This is a genomic window from Oribacterium sp. Sow4_G1_1 (genome assembly GCF_052116105.1).
Taxonomy (GTDB): domain Bacteria; phylum Bacillota; class Clostridia; order Lachnospirales; family Lachnospiraceae; genus Oribacterium.
Window position 1 is genome coordinate 119,826 of record NZ_JBQKLS010000005.1, and the last position, 20,554, is coordinate 140,379.

The window sequence follows — 20,554 nt, forward strand, 5'->3', positions numbered from 1 at the left end:
TAAAAACCGCCCGGCACTTTTGTGGTGTGCCGGGCGGTTTTCTATTGTCATGGGGACATGGGATGTCGGGGAAGCGGTTACGCTCCCCGCTCTCGACGCGGCTCTGTAAATCCCTGCCCGGACTATGGAAATGCGCGTTCGAATCCGCTATAATGAACGCTATGAAAACGCTTACAGGGAATGGGGCAGGCCATGTACTATAAATTACTGAAACTGAAAAACCGTGTTTATGATGCAGCTAAGATCGACTGGGACCATATGATGTTCGACCGTTCGGCGATCTGGAAGCTGCTGATCCCGCTGATGATCGAAAATCTGCTCGCGAGCTTCATGGGTATGGCGGATTCCATGATGGTCACCCGAATCGGCAGTGCAGCGATCTCGGCCGTTTCCCTCACAGATTCCATCAACAACCTCGTCATCCAGCTTTTTTCCGCGATGGCGACCGGTGGCACGATTCTCTGCTCGCAGTACATCGGCAGCGGTGACCCGAAGAAGGCCAATGCAGCTGCCCGCCAGGTCGTGTTATCGATGACGTCGATCGCCATCGTCATCACGCTCTTTTCGGAGGCCCTGAACACGCAGATCCTCCGACTCGTGTTTGGCAGCGTGGAGCCGGCGGTACTGTCCGCGGCGGAAACCTACTTCCGCTTTACCGCAGCCTCCTTCCCGTTCCTCGGGCTCTATCAGATCGGTGCCGCCTTTTACCGTGCCGGTGGAAACAGCCGCTTCCCGATGAAGGTTTCGGTGATTTCGAACGTGATGAACATCATCGGAAACGCCATCTTCATCTTCGGCTTCGGCTGGGGTGTCGCCGGTGCAGCGCTCTCGACCCTGCTGAGCCGTATCCTGGCGGCGATCATCCTCTTCGTGTTCCTGCGGAAGCCGAAGCAGGTCATCGTGCTGCGGGATTACCGGATCCAACCGGATTTCGATATGATCGCGCGTATCCTCGCCATCGGTATCCCGTCCGGTATCGAGAACAGCATGTTCCAGTTCGGTAAGCTCGCCATCCAGTCCTCGGTATCGACCCTCGGCACGACCGCCATCGCGGCACAGGCCATGGCCATCATCTTCGAGAACATCAACGGGATCGGCGGACTCGCGGTCGGCATCGGCCTCATGACGATGGTGGGGCAGACACTCGGTGCCGGGCGGAAGGAGGAGGCGAAGTACTACATCGTCCACCTCATGGATATCTCGAACTGGATCATCATCTTCTCCTGTGCCATCACCTTCGTCGCCTGCAAGCCGGTGATGTGGCTCGCCGGGATGGAGCCGGCGGCCGCGAAGATCTGTTACGATATGGTCATCTTCATCACGATCTCGAAAATCTTCATCTGGGTACCGAGTTTTCTTCCTTCCTATGGACTACGCGCCGCAGGTGATGTACGATTTACGATGATCGTATCTTCACTGTCCATGTGGATCACGAGAGTCGCGATGGTGACCTATCTCATCCGTGTATGCGGGATGGGTCCGATCGCCGTCTGGATCGGTATGGCGAGCGACTGGTGTGTACGTGGTGCCTTCTTCCTGTATCGTTTCATGAGTGGGAAGTGGCTGTCACACTCGGTGATCGAGCATCCGGCAGAAGAACACAGCTAGGCGTGAGGCCACCGGGTGTCGGCAGAAGCATTGCCCTGCTGAGCACTGGGATGCGATCGTATCTCGTCATCTCTATAACTATGTATATATTTGGAGGAGCCCTATGATTCAGGATATTTACCCACATAAGCTGATCAATCACTACGATCCATCGAAGACGGCGAAGCCGGAGAGCTTCGTACTGAACTTCGCCGGTGCACGCCGGGATGCCGTCTTACTGCGTATGCTGGATACGACGAGCTTCACCTTCCCGACCTTTCAGGAGGTGCAGGCGCAGGGAAACATCCCGGTCGAGACGAGTCATCTGATCTATCTGTTCACGGTGGACGAGGATGATTACTTCCTCCTGCCAGAGGTCGAGCTGAGTCTTCCGGGCTATACGCGGGCGACCCTGCATGATCTGCGCGAGTCCCTGGCCGGTCCGAAGTGGCGCCAGTTCATCAACAGCACGGCACTGCAGCTCAGCAACTGGTATCATCAGAACCGTTTCTGTGGCAGCTGCGGTTCCCGGACGAAGCTCGGAAAGATCGAGCGTGCGATCCGCTGCCCGGAGTGCGGACGCATCATCTATCCGCGTATCGTGCCGGCGGTCATCGTCGGCATCACCCACGGAGATGAGATCATCCTCACGAAGTATGCGCGCGGCTTCGCGCACTACGCGCTCGTCGCCGGCTTTACGGAGATCGGGGAGACCCTCGAGGAAACCGTGCAGCGGGAGGTGATGGAAGAGGTGGGGCTCAAGGTGAAGAACATCCGCTACTATAAGTCACAGCCGTGGGGCATCGTCGATGATATCCTGATGGGCTTTTTCTGTGATGTGGATGGCGATCCGACGATCACGATGGATCAGAGCGAGCTGAAGCTGGCCTCCTGGTTTAAGCGGGAGGAGATCGTCCTGCAGCCGGATGATTTCAGTCTGACGAATGAGATGATGTGTCTCTTTAAGGACGGAAAGGAGCCGAGAGCGTGAAGAAGATACTGCTTTTATGTACCGGGGGCACGATCGCCTCGGTGAAGACAGAGGACGGCCTGAAGCCGGCGCTGACCGCGGAGGAGCTGCTGAGCTACGTACCGGAGGTGAAGCGCTTCTGCGACGTGGATGTGCTCCAGGTCTGCAACATTGACTCGACCAACATGGCACCAGAGGTCTGGGGACAGATCGTGCATGCGGTCAATGAAAACTACGACCGCTACGATGGCTTCGTCATCACGCACGGCACGGATACCATGGCCTACAGCTCGGCGGCGCTCAGCTATATGATTCAGAATGCGCGGAAGCCGATTGTGATTACGGGCTCTCAGAAGCCGATCAACATCGACGGCACCGACGCGAAGGATAATCTGCGGGACAGTATCGTCTATGCCTGCGACAGCTACTCTCAGAACGTGTCCCTCGTATTCGACGGCAATGTCATCGCCGGTACGCGGGCGAAGAAGATGATGGCGCGCTCGTTTAACGCGTTTCACAGTGTGAATTTCCCGGTGCTGGCGCGGATTCAGGATGGACATATCATCCGCTATATTCCGTATGAGCCGATCCGGAAGCCGGTCGAGTTTCAGGAGACGGTGTCGGATGCGATCTGCATCATGAAGCTGATTCCGGGCTCGCGGCCGGAGCTGCTGGCGTACCTCTTCGATAATTATGACTGTATCGTCATCGAGTCCTTCGGCGTCGGCGGTATCCCGGACCAGCTGCTCGACAAGTTCTATGCCGAGATGGAGAAGTGGGCGGCGAAGGGGAAGTTCATCGTGATGGCGACGCAGGTCGTGAATGAGGGCTCCAACATGGAAATCTACCAGGTCGGTCAGAAGGTGAAGAAGGATTTCAATCTCATCGAGGCCTACGATATGACCCTCGAGGCGACGATCACGAAGCTCATGTACCTGATGGCACGCTATCCGAAGGATTACACACAGATCCGAAAGGGCTTCTACACCCCGGTGAACAACGATATCCTCTGCGCGTTCGAGGAAGCCTGAAGAAACAGAACCTCCGGCGGCAGCCCCTAAAAGGCTGGTCGCCGGAGGTTCTTTCTGTCATGCCATCGGGAGCTCGACGCGGAAGGTGTTGATGCCCTCGGCAGATTCGGCCCAGATACGGCCTTTATGATTTTTTACGATGTTCTCGGCGATGGAGAGGCCGAGGCCGTAGCTGTGATTCATCGCACGGGCTTCGTCGATGCGATAGAAGCGCTGGAAGATTTTTTTGAGATCCTCTGGGCGGATCGGGTCCCCCGGATCTGAGACGCTCAGCAGGCAGTGGTGCGCGCCGCTTTTCTGGAGTGTCACCTGGACCGTGCCCTGCGGGGACGCATATTTCTGCGCGTTATCGAGGAGGATCTCGACGACCTGCTTCAGGTGCTGTGGCGAGCCGTGGATCGTGATGCCGTCGGTGATGTCCTCCGCGAGCGTCAGGCCCTTTTCGAAGAAGAGGGCGTCAAAGGTGAGCAGCTCGTCAGAAACGAGGCCAGACAGGTCGATGGTCTGCAGCGGCATCTTCTGGATGGCACCGCTGTCGACACGAGCGAGCTGCAGGAGGCTCTCGACGAGGCCACGCATCTGGTTCGACATCGTGAGGATATTCTCGACGAACTGCGCCTTATGCGCTTCATCGAAGCGCGGAGATTTCAGCATCTCCGCATCGGTCAGGATGACGGTGAGCGGTGTCTTCAGCTCATGGGAGGCGTCGGAAACGAACTGCCGCTGCTGTGCCCAGGCTTCCTCGACCGGGCGTACCGCCCAGCGCGCGAAGAAGATGCTGATGACGAGGAAGCTGGCGAAGCTGCCGAGGCCGATGATGACGCAGGTCCGGTAGAGGTTCTGCATCGTCGTGATCTCGGAGGAGATATCCATGAAGATGATGATCTGGCCATCCGTGGACGCAGGTTCGGCCTCCGCCGGTCTGTCCGGCACGTGAACTTCAGCTCCGCCGTCGCTGTCTGCAGGGGCGTCTTCACCGGCAGACGACGAGGTCGCTTCGGCGGTCGGCGCCGTCTCCGGCACCGGATTTCTGTCCGGCGTTTTTCCGTAAGACCACTTCCTCGCGCCGCTTCGATAGTAGCGGAGATTATAGTCGCGGAGGTCGCCGACCTTTTCTTCACTGGCGGTCGCCGCGCTGACGAGCTCCTCGAGGACGGCTTCCGAGCCTTCCTGCGTCAGATCATAGTAGTCGCCATCCATGTCGACGATCTTCCCATCCGCGTCGATCAGTACACGGAAGAACGGAAGCAGTATGTTCATCGTCTTGTTTTCGTCCTTCCGCTTCGGATTGCGGTCAGATAGGGTGCCCATCGGGGCATACGCGGCGTTTTCCATCATGCGGAGGCCGTCCTCCCGGATACGGGAGTGGGTCCTGTGCACGACGAGTCCGAAGATGATGATCAGCATCGTGCAGACGATGACCATCATGATCGACACGAAGCGGACGCGGAGCTTTCGAATCATGTCCATGGCTCAGACCTCCGCTTTCATATGCAGATCCGGGATCGGATAAGGGCCGTCCATTCTGCTGCTTCTTTTATTCATCATTTATCCCTCCAGCTCCAGATGATAGCCGAGTCGGCGCGCAGCGACGATCTGCACATTCGAGCCGATGGAGTGCAGCTTCTTCCGGAGAAAGCCGACATAAACCTCGACATGGTTCTCGACGGCGTCAGAATTGAAGCCCCAGACCTTCTGGAGGATGGCTTCCTTCGACAGATTCTTTTCCTTCTGCTGCATCAGCATACGCATCACATCAAACTCCTTCGCACTCAGGCGGAGAGACTTTTCTTCACATAAAAGCGTACTCGTCGCGAGATCGAGGGTCGTGTTTCCGAAGCTGAGGGTATCGACTTCAGCACCCTGCCGGCGAAGCAGCGCATGGATGCAGGCGAAAAGCTCGCGCGCATCAAAGGGCTTCGTCAGGTAGTAGTCCGCCCCGGAATCGAGCCCCTGTACACGGTCCAGCAGCTCGGACTTCGCTGTCAGCATGAGGATCGGCGTGCTGATGTGCTGCTGGCGCAGGACCCGTGCCACCTGGTATCCATTCATTTTCGGCATCATGACATCCAGGATGAGGAGATCATAGACCCCGGTTGCTGCATAAGCGACCCCGGATTCTCCATCATACACCGCCTCGGCCTGATAGCCCTGCTCCGTCAGCAGATCCCGGATCGAAAAAGGAGCAGTTATGAACAGATATCTGATGCGTGGTGCGATTGCAGCGATGACGGGCGTCGTCACGGTGGTGGCGGGCATGCCGATGTGTGCGCTGGCCTCGACGACGCTGGAGCAGCGGAAGAAGGCACTGGTGAGCGCCGGGATCATCGATAATTTCGATGTGAGTCTGAATGCGGTCACCGTGTCGCGTGCGGAGTTTGCGAAGATGCTGGTGCATGCCTCGAGCTATGCGACGAACGTTGCAGCGGAGTCGAATGTTTCTGTCTTCAGTGATGTGCTGCAGAGCTCACCGTACGCTGGCTATATACGGATCGCGACCTCGAAGGGCTGGATGAGCGCCTATCTCGGTGGCAGCTTCAAGCCGGAGCAGGGCATCAAGCTCGCCGAGGCAGAGAAGGCGATGCTGACGCTGCTCGGCTACACGAGCGATCAGTTCAGCGGGAACATCGTCGCGAACCGGAATGCGAAGGCCATCGCCATCGGTCTCACGGATCGGGTCAGCACGAACGTGAATGACGAGCTGACGTACGAGGACTGCGTCTACATGTTCTACAATCTGCTGATGGCAAACACCGCCCAGAACGATGGGAAGACGAAGAGCAGTCAGACGATCTACGGTTCGCTGTTCGGCTTTACACTGTCTGACAGCAACGAGCTGAATCTGCTCGATACGCTGTCTGCGAACCTGAACGGTCCGCATGTCCTGAAGTCTGGCAAGAGTCTGAACTCGATTCTGCCATTCAGTAAGAGCGTTGCCAGCTGCTATCTGAACGGGGAGACCTCCAGTGTGGAAGCCATCGAGGATGAAGCGACGAGCTGTGCCGTGGTCGTGTACTACAATACCTCGACGAAATCGGTCTATGCTTACTCGGAGTCGGGCAATGCAGACAGCACCATGGGTACGGCGACCGGCACAGTCGATCAGATCTACTACAGCTCGAGTCAGATCATGACCCCGACTCAGGTGGAGATCGGCGGCGAGACCTACAACATTAACAATTCGGATATGCAGTACGCGTTCTCAATCTACGGTTCCATCGATACCTCGGATGAGATCACTATCGTCTGGGATCTCGATCAGAGCGGTGCGAAGGAAGTCATCGCGATCGCATAATGCGATACGAGCATGGTGAATGTGGCGGGAGACGCGGATGCCGTGAGGCCATCCGGTGCCGGAACGCTGCGGGCGGGTGATCTTTCCGGCTCCGTGAGCGTCAAGAAGCTGCTCGTCCGTGCCGGTGACTATGTGAGCGTCGGTACGGCTATCTTCTCGATGGACGCCGAGGATGCGAGCGACATCCTGAAGACCTACAAGAACAAGGTCTCCGATGCGAAGTCCTCCCTCGAGAATGCACAGTCGAACCTCGACACGACGACCGACAATTACGAAAACTATACGATCACCGCACCGATTTCCGGTACCGTCACGACGAAGAACGTCAATGTCGGCGAGAATGTGCAGAACGGAAACTCTGCGACCGCACTGGCCGTCATCTATGACCTTTCCGAGGTCACCTTCGAGATGAACATCGATGAGCTCGATATCTCGAACGTGAAGGTCGGACAGAAGGTCGAGGTCACGGCAGATGCCTTCGAGGATCAGACCTTCGAGGGCACCGTCACGAAGGTGTCCATGGAGGGTACGGCGGCGAACGGTGTCACCTACTATCCGGTCACCGTCACGATGACGGAGTACGGTGATCTGCTCCCGGGCATGAACGTCACCGGCGTCATCATCCTCGATGAGGCGGAGGATGCACTCGCGATTCCGGTGGATGCACTCCAGCGTGGCAACAAGGTCTATGTAAAGGATTCCACGACGTCGAAGAAGGCCGAGCTTTCCACTCAGGGTACCGCTGCTGCAGGTGATGGAAAGCCGGAAGGTACAGCAGATGGCCAGCCGGAAGGAAATGCAGCGGGCGAGAAGCCGACGAATGCCGAGAAGTCGACGGATACAAAGAGCTCCGGTAAGAGTGAAACGTCCGGCGATCAAAATACGAAGAGCAGCAATGTGCCGGAGGGCTTCCACGAAGTTGCGGTCACCACGGGTCTCACCTCCGACGAGTACGTCGAGATCCTGTCCGGTGATCTCTCCGAAGGCGATGAAGTCTATATTTCACAGTCCAGCGTCAGCAGCTCAACTGACACGATGATGCCAGGCATGGGCGGCGGCATGGGTGGTGGTAACCCAGGTGGTGGCAGCATGGGTGGTGCTAACGCTGGCGGCAGTAGTAATCGCGGCGGTATGGGTGGCGCTAACCCAGGTGGCGGCGCTCCGATGGGTTAAACGGAGGTGATGCTATGAGTGTGATAAATACAGTCGACGAATACGCCGAAAATCACGAGGAAATCGCGAAGCTGCGGGCCGCGCAGGCGGCCCAGGGCGTCGATGGTGCAGCCGGTCCCTATATCCCGCCGGAGCATGACGGGGAGGTGCCTTTCCTGCAGCTCGAAGACATTTACAAAATCTACCAGATGGGTTCCGAGGAGGTGCATGCGAACGACGGTATCAGCGTAAACATCTACCATGGGGAATTCGTCGCCATCGTCGGCAAGTCCGGTTCTGGCAAGTCGACCCTCATGAACATCATCGGTGCCCTCGATGTGCCGACGAAGGGAGAGTATCTGATTCAGGGGGTCAACACCTCCCACATGGCAGACGACGAGCTCGCCGCCATCCGGAATCATAAGATCGGCTTCATCTTCCAGCAGTACAACCTGCTTCCGAAGGATAATCTCGTGGACAATGTCTCCCTGCCGCTCCTCTATGCCGGACTCTCGAAGTCGGATCAGCGGAAGCGTGCGATGAAGCAGCTCGAGCGGGTCGGCCTCGCGGACAAGTGGATGCAGCATCCGGCCCAGCTCTCCGGCGGTCAGCAGCAGCGTGTGTCCATCGCGCGTGCCCTCGCCGGTGATCCGGAGCTCATCCTCGCGGATGAGCCGACCGGTGCGCTGGACACGAAAACCTCCCGCCAGGTCATGGGCTTTTTACAGGATATCAATCAGGACGGAACGACCGTCGTCATGATCACGCACGATAAAGCGCTGGCCCTCGGTGCGAAGCGTCGGACGATTCTCTCGCAGTTCGTCATCGAGGCCGCCGTCACGAGCTCCCTGGGTGGCTTCATCGGCATCGCCGTCGGCTTCGTCGGCACGAGTGCTGCCGGAAAAATCATGGGGATCGATGCCTCGCCGACCTTCCTTTCGGTGCTGGTCTCCTTCATGGTCTCTGTGATGATCGGTCTCATCTTCGGCTATCTTCCGGCCCGTCGTGCCGCGGCGCTGAACCCGATCGACGCGCTCCGCTCCGATTGATGCACACGTATTCTGTGCGCCTTTTTCACGACGTTCCGGTACGCAAGGGGGTCTGACCCCTTTCATTGACGAGAGGCCGGTACTGGTCTTTTTTCGTGAAGTTTCTGTTTACAATTCGGGGGGAGCGGTGGTATTATTTTCGTGTTTTTATTTTCTGAAGCTGAGAAGGCTGAAACGAAGATAAAAGCATATCGATATTTATATGATGTGAGGTGGCAATGGCGTCACAGGGGCAAGGAAGAGTGTCCCTGCGTTAGGTCACCTCTTTTTTTGTGCATCGCTGCCGGCGTTACTGTGGGTGGTGAGTGCATGGCGCATGAGGCATTGGCCTGCTTCATGGGGGATCATGAAAGGGGAGCATATGATCAAGTACGTATTTGTCACCGGTGGCGTCGTTTCCGGACTCGGAAAGGGTATCACAGCCGCTTCGCTCGGTCGTCTTCTGAAGGCCCGTGGCTATAAGGTTACCATGCAGAAGTTCGACCCGTATATCAATATCGATCCGGGTACGATGAACCCGATTCAGCATGGTGAGGTTTTCGTCACGGATGATGGTACGGAGACGGACCTCGATCTGGGTCACTACGAGCGTTTCATCGACGAGTCTCTGGATCACAGAAGCAATGTCACCTCCGGTAAGGTCTACTGGTCGGTCCTCAACAAGGAGCGCCACGGCGAGTATGAGGGACACACCGTGCAGGTTATCCCGCACATCACGAACGAGATCAAGAGTGATTTCTATCATTCAGATGACAAGAACGAGGATCGCATCGCCATCATCGAGGTCGGTGGTACCGTCGGTGATATCGAGTCCCAGCCGTTCCTCGAGGCGATCCGTCAGTTCCAGCAGGAGGTCGGTCATGAGAATGCCATCATGATTCATGTGACGCTGATTCCGTACCTGCATGCGTCGGAGGAGCTGAAGACGAAGCCGACGCAGATGAGCGTACGTGAGCTCCAGCGACTCGGCCTCCAGGCGGACATCCTCGTCTGCCGTACCGAGTATCCGATTCCACAGGAGATTCGTGAGAAGATCGGCCTCTTCTGTAATGTGCCGGCGAACCATGTACTGCAGAACACGAACGCGGAGTTCATCTACGAGGTGCCGCTCATGATGGAGCACGAGCATCTCGCGCAGTCGGTCCTCGAGTGTCTCCACCTGCCGTGCCCGGAGCCGGATCTCTCCGACTGGACACATATGGTCGAGAATCTGCGTCATCCGAGCCGTGAGACGGTCATCGCCATCGTCGGCAAGTATACGCAGCTGCATGATGCCTACCTCAGTGTCGTGGAGGCCCTGAAGCATGGTGGCATCGCCAATCGTGCGAAGGTGAAGATCCGCTGGGTGGATTCTGAGGAGCTCGAGAAGTCCGGCGCAGAGACGCTGCTCGCCGGAGTCAATGGTATTCTGGTTCCGGGCGGTTTCGGCTCCCGTGGCATCGAGGGCATGATCATGGCAGCACAGTACGCGCGTGAGCATAAGATTCCGTACCTCGGCATCTGCCTCGGTATGCAGATCGCGATCATCGAGTTCGCGCGGGATGTGCTCGGCTGGGCAGATGCCAACTCGACGGAGTTCGATCCGAACACCGAGCATCCGGTGATCGACCTGATGCCGGAGCAGAAGAGTGTCACGGATCTCGGCGGCACGATGCGTCTCGGCGCATATCCGTGCGTACTGAGCGACGGTTCGAAGGCCCATGCCCTCTATGGTACAACACAGATCTCCGAGCGTCACCGTCACCGTTATGAGGTCAATAATGACTTCCGCGCAGAGCTCGAGGAAGCCGGTATGCAGCTCGTCGGTCAGTCACCGGACGGCCATATCGTAGAGATGATCGAGCTTTCGGATCATCCGTACTTCGTCGCTACCCAGGCGCACCCGGAGTTCAAGTCCCGCCCGAACAACGCGCATCCGCTGTTCCGCGGTCTCATCGAGGCGTCTCTTCGTAAATAATTTTCACTCAGGGCCCTTCGGGGCCCTTTTTATATTTACGTGTGTTCATATGATGATTTACGTGTTGACACCTGTGTTATTCTAGAGAACGCGATAAAGAATGACATAAAGGAGAGTAAACATTAGATGGAAATGATTTTAGACGCGTTGTTCGATGCGGTACTGGATACAGCGAAGCTGATTCCGTTCCTTTTGATCACCTATATGGGGATGGAGTACCTCGAGCATAAGGCAGAGAAGCATACGACGGGGATGCTGGAGAAGGCCGGTCACTTCGGTCCGCTGATCGGAGCGGCTGTGGGTATCCTGCCGCAGTGTGGCTTCTCGGCGGCGGCCTCCAGTCTGTTTGCGGGCGGCGTGATCTCGGTCGGCACCCTGATCGCCGTCTTCCTGTCGACCTCAGATGAGATGCTGCCGATTTTTATCTCGGAGGGTGTACATCCGGCGACGATGCTGCGGGTTCTGGCGACGAAGGCGATCCTGGGCCTCATCAGTGGTTTCCTGCTCGACGTCTTCATGCGGCATGGCCGCCATACGAAGGCACCGGAGAAGCATATTCACGATCTCTGTCTGCATGAGCACTGTGACTGCGACGATGATGAAGAGGAAGAGCTTCATACAGAGGCGGCGCATACGCACGAGGCCAATGCAGACGACCACACACATCGTCATGTCGCAGAGGAGCACCACAGCCACGAGCATGCAGCTGCCCACGCCCATGCAGGACATCATCATCACCATCATCAGAAGGGCTTCATGGGCATCGCCATGCCGGCACTCCATCATACGGTTCAGATCACCGGCTTCATCTTCTTCATCACCCTGATCATCACGCTCCTCGTCGAGGGCATCGGTGCCGAGGCCCTCGGTCACTTCCTCTCCGGAAAGCCGATCGTCGGTGTCTTCCTGGCCGGCGTCGTCGGTCTGATCCCGAACTGTGCTGCGTCCGTCAGCATCACCCAGCTGTACCTGATGGGGATACTGAACGCCGGGCAGATGATGGCCGGTCTCCTGGTCGGTGCCGGTGTCGGACTGCTCGTTCTGTTCCGTACGAATGATCATCCGAATGAGAATCTCCGGATTACGATCATGCTGTATGGGCTCGGTGTCTTCTGGGGGCTCGTGATCGAGTATCTGGGCATCGTATTCTGATGACGGATACGTAAAAATCTTAAATATGGATGCGCTTTTAATTTTTTCGTTTACTTTTTGATTCCAGCCGACTACTATAAATATAAGAACTTTCAATCAGAAAGAGAAGGGCGGGAAAACGTATGCCGACAGATGAAAAGCGTATCGTTATACAGATGCTGGGGCAGTTTGCTGTTTCGGTAGATGGGCAGCAGCTCTACTTCGGAGAAAACAGTAAGGCGAATTTTCTGAAGCTGATCCAGGTGATTTTCTTACATCATGAGACCGGAATCGCGAAGCGGGAGCTGATCGACTATGTATTCGCTTATAAGGAGCTGCTGGATGAAAACAACAGCCTGAATAATCTGCTTCATCAGGCACGGACGCAGCTGAAAAAAAGCGGGATGCCAGGGAAGCGCTATATCGAAGGCAAGAAGGGCATATATACACCAGAGCGGCCGGAGGGCTATCGCTTTTCGTATGATTTCGCAGACTTCCGACGACTCTGTCAGAGGGCCCAGGAGGCCGTCGCACCGGAAGAGAAGGCGGCCCTCTACGAGCAGGCTGGTGCGCTGTACCAGGGCGAGCTTCTGCCGGATTTTGCGACCGAAAACTGGGTCATCGTCGAGTCTATCCGACTGAAGGAAAGCTATGATGAGCTGGTACGCTTCCTCGGTGATTTTTACCGTAAAAAGCAGGATTATGATCATTTATACCAGCTGTATGCCCAGGCGGCCCGGATTTACCCGGAGAGCGGCTGGCAGATTCAGCTGATCGATGCGCTGATTCTGAAGAAACAGACGAAGGAAGCCTATGAGCTGTATAATAAAACCGCCCACTACTATCTGGACGAGCTGGAGGTTCCACTTCCGGATGAGCTCGTGCAGTGCTACGCCCGCATCTATGAGGAGCTGAAGGTCGTGTCGGAGAACATCGGAGATATCCAGGCGGATATTCTGAAGCGGGATGCGGCACTGAAGAGCTGTGAGGATACGGAGCCGCGGACCGGTTCCTACTACTGTGCGTACGCAAGCTTCATCGATGTCTATAATGTGCTTCGTCGGAATATGTCCCGCCGTGGCAGCAGCATCTTCATGATGCTCTGTACCCTCGTCGATTACGAGGGAAAGCCGATTCAGAATCCGGAAAAGCTGAACGCACGCTCTGAGGCGCTGAAGCAGGCACTGTATGAAGGACTGCGTCAGGGCGATGTGTTTACGAAGTACAGCTCGAGCCAGTATCTGCTCCTGCTGATCGGTACGAAAAAGGAGGACTGCAGCATCATCTATCAGCGCCTCGCACGGAAGCTGAAGGAGCTGACCGGACCACGCGCAGAGCTTCGCTATCGCATCGTATCGCTCGCTGAGATCCCGGCTGTCCTGGACAAAACGAAAAATGTTGAAAATGGTTAGTGCAAAATAATCAGAAACTGTATAAAATAGTGTATCTGTCTGAGTTTATCTGAAATATCGCTTTACCTTCGATGTTTCAGATATGGAATGACAGATACACTTTTTTTATGGGGGAAAACACTATGGGTAAACGGGAAGGCTTTAAGTCCCGCATCGGCTTCATCCTGGTCAGTGCCGGATGTGCCATCGGCATCGGAAACGTATGGAAGTTTCCTTATCTCGTCGGACAGAACGGCGGCGGTATCTTCGTACTGTTCTATCTGATTTTTCTGGTCATCATGGGGATCCCGGTGCTCACGATGGAGCTCGCCGTCGGACGGGCATCGCATAAGAGTGCCGTGCGCGCCTATGAGGCACTGGAACCGAAGGGAAGTAAGTGGCATATTCATGGCTGGTTTGCGACCGCTGGTTCCTATCTTTTGATGATGTACTACACGACGGTATCCGGCTGGATGCTGTCCTACTTCTTCAAGTTCATCCTGGGCGTCTTCGATGGCATCCGCACGGAAGCCGCTGATGAGGTCTTTGCGAAGCTGATGAACGCTCCGAAAGAGATGATGCTGAGCATGGCCGTGACCGTACTGGTCGGCTTCCTGGTCTGCTCCTTCGGTCTTCAGAAGGGTCTCGAGAAGGTGACAACGGTCATGATGACGGCATTGCTCGCACTGATCGTCATACTGGCCTTCCACAGCCTGACGCTTCCGAACTCGGCGGAGGGCACACGCTTCTACCTGATTCCGAGCCTCGTGCGTGTCGCAGAGCAGGGCGGCGGCAGTATGCTGAAGGGACTCGGCTCCGTGATCTCCGCCGCGATGAATCAGGCCTTCTTCACACTGAGCCTCGGCATCGCATGCATCGAGATCTTCGGTTCCTATATGTCGGACGATTATACACTGGTCGGCGAGTCTGCGCGTATCTGCGTGCTTGATACCTTCGTTGCGATCATGTCCGGTCTGATCATCTTCCCGGCCTGCTTCGCCTTTAACGTGCAGCCGGATGCCGGTCCGAGTCTGATTTTCCTGACCCTGCCGAAGGTGTTTATGAATATGGCGGGTGGACGCCTCTGGGGCGCCATGTTTTTCCTGTTCATGAGCTTCGCAAGCTTCAGCACCGTCATCACCGTCTTCGAGAATCTGCTCTCGACCTCCATCGACAACTTCGGATGGGAGCGAAAGAAGGCCGTCTACCTGAACTGCATCTTCGTGCTGCTCGCCAGTGTGCCGTGCGTTCTGGGCTTTAATTTCTGGTCAGATCTCCATATCATCGGTGCCCGTGGCGTCCTGGATTCCGAGGATTTCATCGTATCAAACCTCCTGCTTCCGGCGGGTTCGCTCATCTACCTTCTGTTCTGTGTGAGCCGCTGGGGCTGGGGCTTCGATCACTACCTCGCAGAGTGCAACAAGGGTGAAGGACTGAAGCTGCCGGCGGCGATCAAGCCGTACTTCCAGTTCGTCCTTCCGGTACTGATTCTGATCATTCTGATCCAGGGCCTGCTCTGAGCTGTTCGCTGAATCACACGAAAAGCCTTGCATTGTCCTGAGGACCGTGCTATAAATATAGAGTATTTGTTGACTAGTTAAAGGAGCAGGCGTTTCGCCCGCTCCTTTAACTTAAGTTTAGAGGAAAATTCAATGCAGGCAAAGGGCAACTATACTGAAAGAGTAAAAACGTACCTCGACAGCTTCTGTCCGAAGGAGGGCTACGGAGTCGACAGCGTTACCTTCACTTATGAAAATAATGAGTGGTATCTGCGTGCGTTCATCTATCGTCTCGACGAGGTGGACATGACCGTAAACGACTGTGCGAAGGTATCCAGACGGCTTTCCAAATGGCTGGACCAGGAGGATTTCATCGATGAGCAGTACATGCTGGAGGTATGTTCGCTCGGATTCAAGGATCAGCCTGGCAATGAAGATGTGATTCCAGAGGATGTTGAAGAGGAGGAAGCGGCGGTCGATGAAGGCGCCGCTGCAGATTCCGAAGACAGCCATGAAGATACAAATGAAGATACACTTACCGGGAGGGGTAAAAACTAATGAACACTGAACTCAGCGAAGCACTCGATTTACTGGAAAAGGAGAAAGGAATCTCGAAGCAGTCTCTCATCGAGGCGATCGAGCTGTCACTCCAGACTGCATGCAAGAACCATTTCGGTTCTGCCGATAATGTGCGTGTCAACGTAGATCCGGACACCTGTGATTATTCCGTCATCGCGGATAAGACCGTCGTAGAGGAAGTTTTCGATAAGAACACAGAAATCTCACTCGCCGATGCCAGACTGATCAATCCGGCCTACACGCTGGGCTCCATCGTTCCGGTGAAGGTGGATTCCAAGAGCTTCGGACGTATCGCGACCCAGAACGCAAAGGGCGTGATCGTACAGAAGATCCGTGAGGAGGAGCGTAAGGTGCTCTATAAGGAGTACTACTCCATGGAGAAGGAGGTCGTGACTGGTACCGTCGAGCGGGATACCGGACGTTCTGTCATCGTAAATCTCGGCAAGGTCGATGGCTATCTCGCAGAGAACGAGCAGATCAAGGGCGAGACCCTCGTGACGAACGAGCGCATCAAGGTGTATGTGGTCGAGGTCAGAGATATGCCGCGTGGTCCGCGTGTCATGATCTCGAGAACGCATCCGGAGCTTGTAAAGCGTCTGTTCGAGGATGAGGTCGCCGAGGTTCGTGACGGTACCGTCGAGATCAAGGCAATCGCACGTGAGGCCGGCTCCAGAACGAAGATGGCGGTCATGTCCCACGATCCGGATGTCGATCCGGTAGGTGCATGCGTCGGTCTGAACGGTTCCCGTGTAAACGCCATCGTCGATGAGCTTCACGGTGAGAAGATCGATATCATCAACTATGATGAGAACCCGGCGTACCTGATCGAGAACGCACTGTCACCGGCGAAGGTGATCGCGGTCATCGCCGATCAGGATAACAACGAGGCGATGGTTATCGTGCCGGATAATCAGCTGAGCCTGGCCATCGGTAAGGAGGGTCAGAACGCACGTCTCAGCGCGAAGCTGACCGGCTATAAGATCGATATCAAGTCGGAGTCCCAGGCACAGGAGCAGGGCATCTTCGACGAGATGGGTATCGACTATCAGAGTGAGGGCGCCGAGGGCGAGTATGAGGACGATATCGCATACGACGAGACGACTTCGGAGGATGAGAACGAGTAACGAAGATGAAGAAGGTACCTGAGAGAACCTGTATCGGTTGTGGTGAAAAGAAAGAGAAGAAGGAGCTGATCCGGATCGTACATGAGCCGGAGGGCAGCTTCTCGATCGATCCGAGCGGCCGGAAGAATGGTCGTGGCGCATACATCTGTAAGAATCCGGAGTGCCTCGAGAAGGCATTCCGGCGGAAGGCTCTGGAGCGGTCCTTTAAGGAAGCGATCACGAAGGAGACCCTGGATACACTGAGAGAGGAACTGGAGCAGCTTGACAGATAAAATCTATGGATTGCTCGGACTGTGTCAGCGGGCCGGGAAATGTAAAAGCGGTGAGTTCGCCGTGGAGAAGTCCATCAAAAGTGGCAAATCATTTCTCGTGATCATCCCGGAGGATGCATCCGATAATACGAAAAAGAAGTTTAAAAATATGACCACCTATCGCAGTGTGCCATATCAGGAACTGGGCACCAAGGAAACGCTGGGGCACCAGCTGGGACGATCCGAACGATCGTCGATAAGCATTGAAGATCAGGGCTTCGCCCAGGCGATGATCAAATATATTGACGGAGGTAATGTGAATGTCAGATGATAACCAGAAAGATTTGGGAATGAACAGCAGGGAAGGAAGTAAGGATAAGTCGAAGGCAGGAGATGCGCCTAAGAAAAAGAAACTTGCTGTTGTTTTCCATTCGCAGAATTCCGCAAATCATAAAAATCGCCCACTGGGCTCGAAGTTCGGCACCGCTGCATCTCAGGGCGCACGGAAGTCGCAGGAGGCAGAGAAGCCGGCACGGAAGGCCAGCCCGAATGGTCGTCCGCTGCCACCTGGAACCGCACGCGTAACACCGCTGAAGGAGCTCAATGAGATCCAGAAGCGTCAGGAGGCCGAGGAGGCAAGAGCAGAGGCGGCACGGAAGTCTGCAGAGGAAGAGGCCGCACGGAAGGCGGCGGAAGAAGCTGCAAAGGCAGCCGCAGCCGCGAAGGCCCTCGCAGAGCATGCGAAGGAAGCGCAGGCGAAGCCAGCCGCAGAGCGCCCACAGGGTGGCCGCAGCTTCGGTGATCGCCCGCAGGGGACACGCTCCTTCGGTGACCGTAACGGTCAGAGAAGCGGTGATCGTCCGCAGGATGGCCCTTCCTTCGGTGATCGCAATGGTCAGCAGCGACCATTCGGTGATCGTAATGGCCAGAGAAGCGGTGATCGTCCGCAGGGCAGCCGTCCATTCGGCGACCGCAATGGTCAGCAGAGACCGGGTCAGCGTCCGGCAGGTGCCGGTTTCGGTACGAGACGTCCGGCAGGCGCAGGTGCTGCACCAGCCGTCGATGTCGCTTCGAAGCCGACTCAGAACCGCGTAGCGCATAAGCCGGTGGCCGGAAAGACCTTCGGAAATAAGAATTTCGATAACGAGAAGGCAGAGGCAGCAAAGCGGAACCGGAACAACCGTAAGCAGAACAAGTATACGGCAGAGCAGTCCTACGAGAGAGCCGATGAGGTCTCCTACAAGAAGAAGACCGGCAAGGGCGCGTTCATCAAGCCGGAGGTTGTGAAGCCGGTAGAGGAGGAGATCAAGTCCATCACGATTCCTGAGGTGATCACCATCAAGGATCTTGCGGACAAGATGCGCATCAAGGCGGCTGAAATCATCAAGAAGCTCTTTATGCAGGGTAAGATGGTTACCCTGAACACAGAGATCTCCTACGAGGATGCAGAGAACATCGCGGTTGATTATGAGATCCTCTGCGAGAAGGAGGAGAAGGTCGATGTCATCGCCGAGCTCGTAAAGGATGACGTCGAGGACTCCGATGACGAGATGGTCACCAGACCGCCTGTCGTCTGCGTTATGGGTCACGTCGATCATGGTAAAACATCCATCCTCGATGCCATCCGTAATACAAATGTGACCTCACGCGAGGCCGGTGGTATCACACAGTCCATCGGTGCTTACCAGGTAAAGGTCAATGTAAATGACGAAGACAGAGTCATCACCTTCCTCGATACACCGGGCCACGAAGCCTTCACCGCGATGCGTATGCGTGGTGCACAGTCGACCGATATCGCTGTACTCGTCGTCGCATCGGATGATGGTGTCATGCCGCAGACCGTGGAAGCAATCAACCACGCAAAGGCCGCCAACACACCGATCATCGTAGCCATCAATAAGATGGATAAGCCGACGGCAAACCCGGATAAGGTAAAGCAGGAGCTGATGAAGTATGACCTCATCCCGGAGGAGTATGGCGGAGATGTCATCTGTGTTCCGGTATCTGCGAAGACCGGTATGGGCATCGATGACCTGCTCGAGAATATCATTCTCCAGGCGGATGTGATGGAGCTGAAGGCAAACCCGAACCGTGCAGCGTATGGCGTTGTCATCGAGGCAGAGCTCGACCGCGGCAAGGGCCCGGTTGCACGTCTCCTCGTGCAGAAGGGAACGCTTCACCAGGGCGATGTCGTCGCCGTCGGTTCTGCATACGGTAAGGTTCGTGCGATGACCGACGATAAGGGTAAGCGCATCAAGAAGGCCGTACCTTCACAGCCGTGTGAGATCCTCGGTCTCAGCTCTGTTCCAAATGCGGGCGAGATCTTCCAGGTGAAGGACAACGAGAAGGAGGCCAAGGCCTATGCTGCCGCCTTCGTCACGGAGAGCAAGCAGAAGATGGTCGAGGAGTCCAAGAAGAAGGTATCCCTCGATGCACTCTTCGATCAGATCAAGGCCGGCGAGATCAAGGAGCTTCCGCTCGTGGTCAAGGCCGACGTTCAGGGTTCTGTAGAGGCCGTCAAGGATGCGCTTGAGAAGATCCGAAACGAGGAGGTAGCCGTAAAGGTTATCCACTCCGGTGTCGGTGCGATCAACGAGTCCGATGTCGTACTCGCAAGTGCGTCGAACGCCATCGTCATCGGTTTCGATGTCAAGCCGGATGCGACCGCACGTGAAATCGCAGAGCGTGAGCATGTCGATGTTCGTCTCTATGACATCATCTATAAGGCAACCGAGGATATCGAGAATGCGATGAAGGGCATGCTGGCCCCTGTCTTCGAGGAGAAGGTGATCGGCCACGCCGAGATCCGTCAGATCTTCAAGGCGTCCGGTGTCGGCAACATCGCAGGATGTATGGTCAAGGACGGTCTCGTACAGAGAGGTGCCAAGGCCCGCATCTTCCGCGGCCCGAAGCAGGATAAGATCTGGGAGGGCGCAATCGCATCTGTAAAGCGCTTCAAGGATGATGTAAAGGAAGTCAAGGCCGGCTACGAGTGTGGTCTTGTATTCGAGGGCTTCAATGAGATCGAGCTTGAGGATTATGTTGAAGCATATGTAATGGAAGAGGTTAAGCGTTGAAAAAAGGTTCTGTAAAAAATACAAGAATTAACGCAGAGGTCATGCGAGAGCTTTCCGTAGCGATCCGTGACCTGAAGGATCCGCGTGTGTCCCCGATGACGTCGGTCACCGACGCCGAGGTCACACCGGACCTCCAGTACTGTAAGGTATATATCTCTGTGCTCGGCAGTGAGGAATCGCTTGCGAAGACCATGGAGGGCCTGAAGGCCGCCAGTGGCTTCCTGCGCCGTGAGCTTGCACAGACCGTCAATCTCCGGCACACACCAGAGCTTCAGTTCGTCGCTGATCACTCCATCATGTATGGAGCGCATATGGACGAGCTGATCCGTAAGGTGAATGAAGAGGATGCAGCGAAGCGCAGTCTGGAGGCGGACGCTTCGGTATCCGCAGAGGATACAGAGGATTCTTCGGAAGCGCCGTCGGACGAAGCGTAATCACGCTTGATATGTTGATATATGGAG

At 55.9% G+C, this 20,554-nt stretch carries 18 protein-coding genes; 16 read left to right on the plus strand and 2 right to left on the minus strand.

Annotation, left to right across the window (positions count from 1 at the left end; translation table 11 throughout):
• The first annotated feature begins 192 nt into the window (after positions 1-192).
• The 3 genes from ACTQ52_RS05270 (at position 193) to ACTQ52_RS05280 (ending at position 3,588) form a co-directional block, all read left to right on the plus strand.
• On the plus strand, positions 193-1,608 hold the full coding sequence (locus ACTQ52_RS05270; protein WP_410042291.1) for an MATE family efflux transporter: 1,416 nt from the start codon (positions 193-195) through the stop codon (positions 1,606-1,608).
• Between the two features lie 103 nt (positions 1,609-1,711).
• On the plus strand, positions 1,712-2,578 hold the full coding sequence (gene nudC / locus ACTQ52_RS05275) for an NAD(+) diphosphatase (RefSeq protein ID WP_410042292.1): 867 nt from the start codon (positions 1,712-1,714) through the stop codon (positions 2,576-2,578).
• Positions 2,575-3,588: an asparaginase gene (locus ACTQ52_RS05280; RefSeq protein WP_410042293.1), complete on the plus strand. Its 1,014-nt coding sequence runs from the start codon at positions 2,575-2,577 to the stop codon at positions 3,586-3,588. The genes nudC and ACTQ52_RS05280 overlap by 4 nt, the downstream gene beginning before the upstream one ends.
• A 57-nt stretch (positions 3,589-3,645) precedes the next feature.
• Here the strand turns inward: ACTQ52_RS05280 and ACTQ52_RS05285 are convergent, their stop codons facing one another.
• On the minus strand, positions 3,646-5,058 hold the full coding sequence (locus ACTQ52_RS05285; RefSeq protein WP_441981985.1) for a sensor histidine kinase: 1,413 nt from the start codon (positions 5,056-5,058) through the stop codon (positions 3,646-3,648).
• A gap of 78 nt (positions 5,059-5,136) precedes the next feature.
• Entirely contained in the window at positions 5,137-5,808 is a 672-nt protein-coding gene (locus ACTQ52_RS05290; protein ID WP_441981996.1) for a response regulator transcription factor, read from the minus strand.
• On the opposite strand from ACTQ52_RS05290, the gene ACTQ52_RS05295 reads away from it, so the two are divergent.
• The 13 genes from ACTQ52_RS05295 (at position 5,780) to rbfA (ending at position 20,527) form a co-directional block, all read left to right on the plus strand.
• Positions 5,780-6,883: an S-layer homology domain-containing protein gene (locus ACTQ52_RS05295; RefSeq protein WP_441981986.1), complete on the plus strand. Its 1,104-nt coding sequence runs from the start codon at positions 5,780-5,782 to the stop codon at positions 6,881-6,883. The genes ACTQ52_RS05290 and ACTQ52_RS05295 overlap by 29 nt on opposite strands.
• Before the next feature lie 12 nt (positions 6,884-6,895).
• Positions 6,896-8,056, plus strand: a complete 1,161-nt coding sequence (locus ACTQ52_RS05300; protein WP_441981987.1) for an efflux RND transporter periplasmic adaptor subunit — start codon at positions 6,896-6,898, stop codon at positions 8,054-8,056.
• Positions 8,057-8,244: 188 nt separating this feature from the next.
• Positions 8,245-9,084, plus strand: a complete 840-nt coding sequence (locus tag ACTQ52_RS05305; protein ID WP_441981997.1) for an ABC transporter ATP-binding protein/permease — start codon at positions 8,245-8,247, stop codon at positions 9,082-9,084.
• A gap of 361 nt (positions 9,085-9,445) precedes the next feature.
• Complete coding sequence (locus ACTQ52_RS05310; RefSeq protein WP_441226968.1) at positions 9,446-11,041, plus strand: CTP synthase; 1,596 nt, start codon at positions 9,446-9,448, stop codon at positions 11,039-11,041.
• A 126-nt stretch (positions 11,042-11,167) separates the two neighbouring features.
• Positions 11,168-12,193 (plus strand): putative manganese transporter, encoded by a 1,026-nt coding sequence (locus ACTQ52_RS05315; RefSeq protein WP_441981988.1) that lies wholly within the window; start codon positions 11,168-11,170, stop codon positions 12,191-12,193.
• A 122-nt stretch (positions 12,194-12,315) separates the two neighbouring features.
• On the plus strand, positions 12,316-13,584 hold the full coding sequence (locus ACTQ52_RS05320; RefSeq protein ID WP_441981989.1) for an AfsR/SARP family transcriptional regulator: 1,269 nt from the start codon (positions 12,316-12,318) through the stop codon (positions 13,582-13,584).
• Positions 13,585-13,706: 122 nt separating this feature from the next.
• Positions 13,707-15,083 (plus strand): sodium-dependent transporter, encoded by a 1,377-nt coding sequence (locus ACTQ52_RS05325; protein WP_441981990.1) that lies wholly within the window; start codon positions 13,707-13,709, stop codon positions 15,081-15,083.
• A 132-nt stretch (positions 15,084-15,215) separates the two neighbouring features.
• Positions 15,216-15,620 carry a ribosome maturation factor RimP gene (gene rimP / locus ACTQ52_RS05330; RefSeq protein WP_410042299.1) on the plus strand — a complete coding sequence of 135 codons (405 nt, stop codon included), beginning with the start codon at positions 15,216-15,218 and terminating at the stop codon, positions 15,618-15,620.
• Positions 15,620-16,765, plus strand: a complete 1,146-nt coding sequence (gene nusA / locus ACTQ52_RS05335) for a transcription termination factor NusA (protein ID WP_410042300.1) — start codon at positions 15,620-15,622, stop codon at positions 16,763-16,765. Before rimP ends, nusA begins: the two co-directional genes overlap by 1 nt.
• Positions 16,766-16,770: 5 nt before the next feature.
• Positions 16,771-17,037: an RNase P modulator RnpM gene (gene rnpM / locus ACTQ52_RS05340; protein ID WP_410042301.1), complete on the plus strand. Its 267-nt coding sequence runs from the start codon at positions 16,771-16,773 to the stop codon at positions 17,035-17,037.
• On the plus strand, positions 17,027-17,347 hold the full coding sequence (locus ACTQ52_RS05345; protein WP_410042302.1) for a L7Ae/L30e/S12e/Gadd45 family ribosomal protein: 321 nt from the start codon (positions 17,027-17,029) through the stop codon (positions 17,345-17,347). The genes rnpM and ACTQ52_RS05345 overlap by 11 nt, the downstream gene beginning before the upstream one ends.
• Positions 17,337-20,093: a translation initiation factor IF-2 gene (gene infB, locus ACTQ52_RS05350; protein WP_441981991.1), complete on the plus strand. Its 2,757-nt coding sequence runs from the start codon at positions 17,337-17,339 to the stop codon at positions 20,091-20,093. The genes ACTQ52_RS05345 and infB overlap by 11 nt, the downstream gene beginning before the upstream one ends.
• Complete coding sequence (rbfA, locus tag ACTQ52_RS05355; RefSeq protein ID WP_410042304.1) at positions 20,090-20,527, plus strand: 30S ribosome-binding factor RbfA; 438 nt, start codon at positions 20,090-20,092, stop codon at positions 20,525-20,527. The genes infB and rbfA overlap by 4 nt, the downstream gene beginning before the upstream one ends.
• Positions 20,528-20,554: the final 27 nt, after the last annotated feature.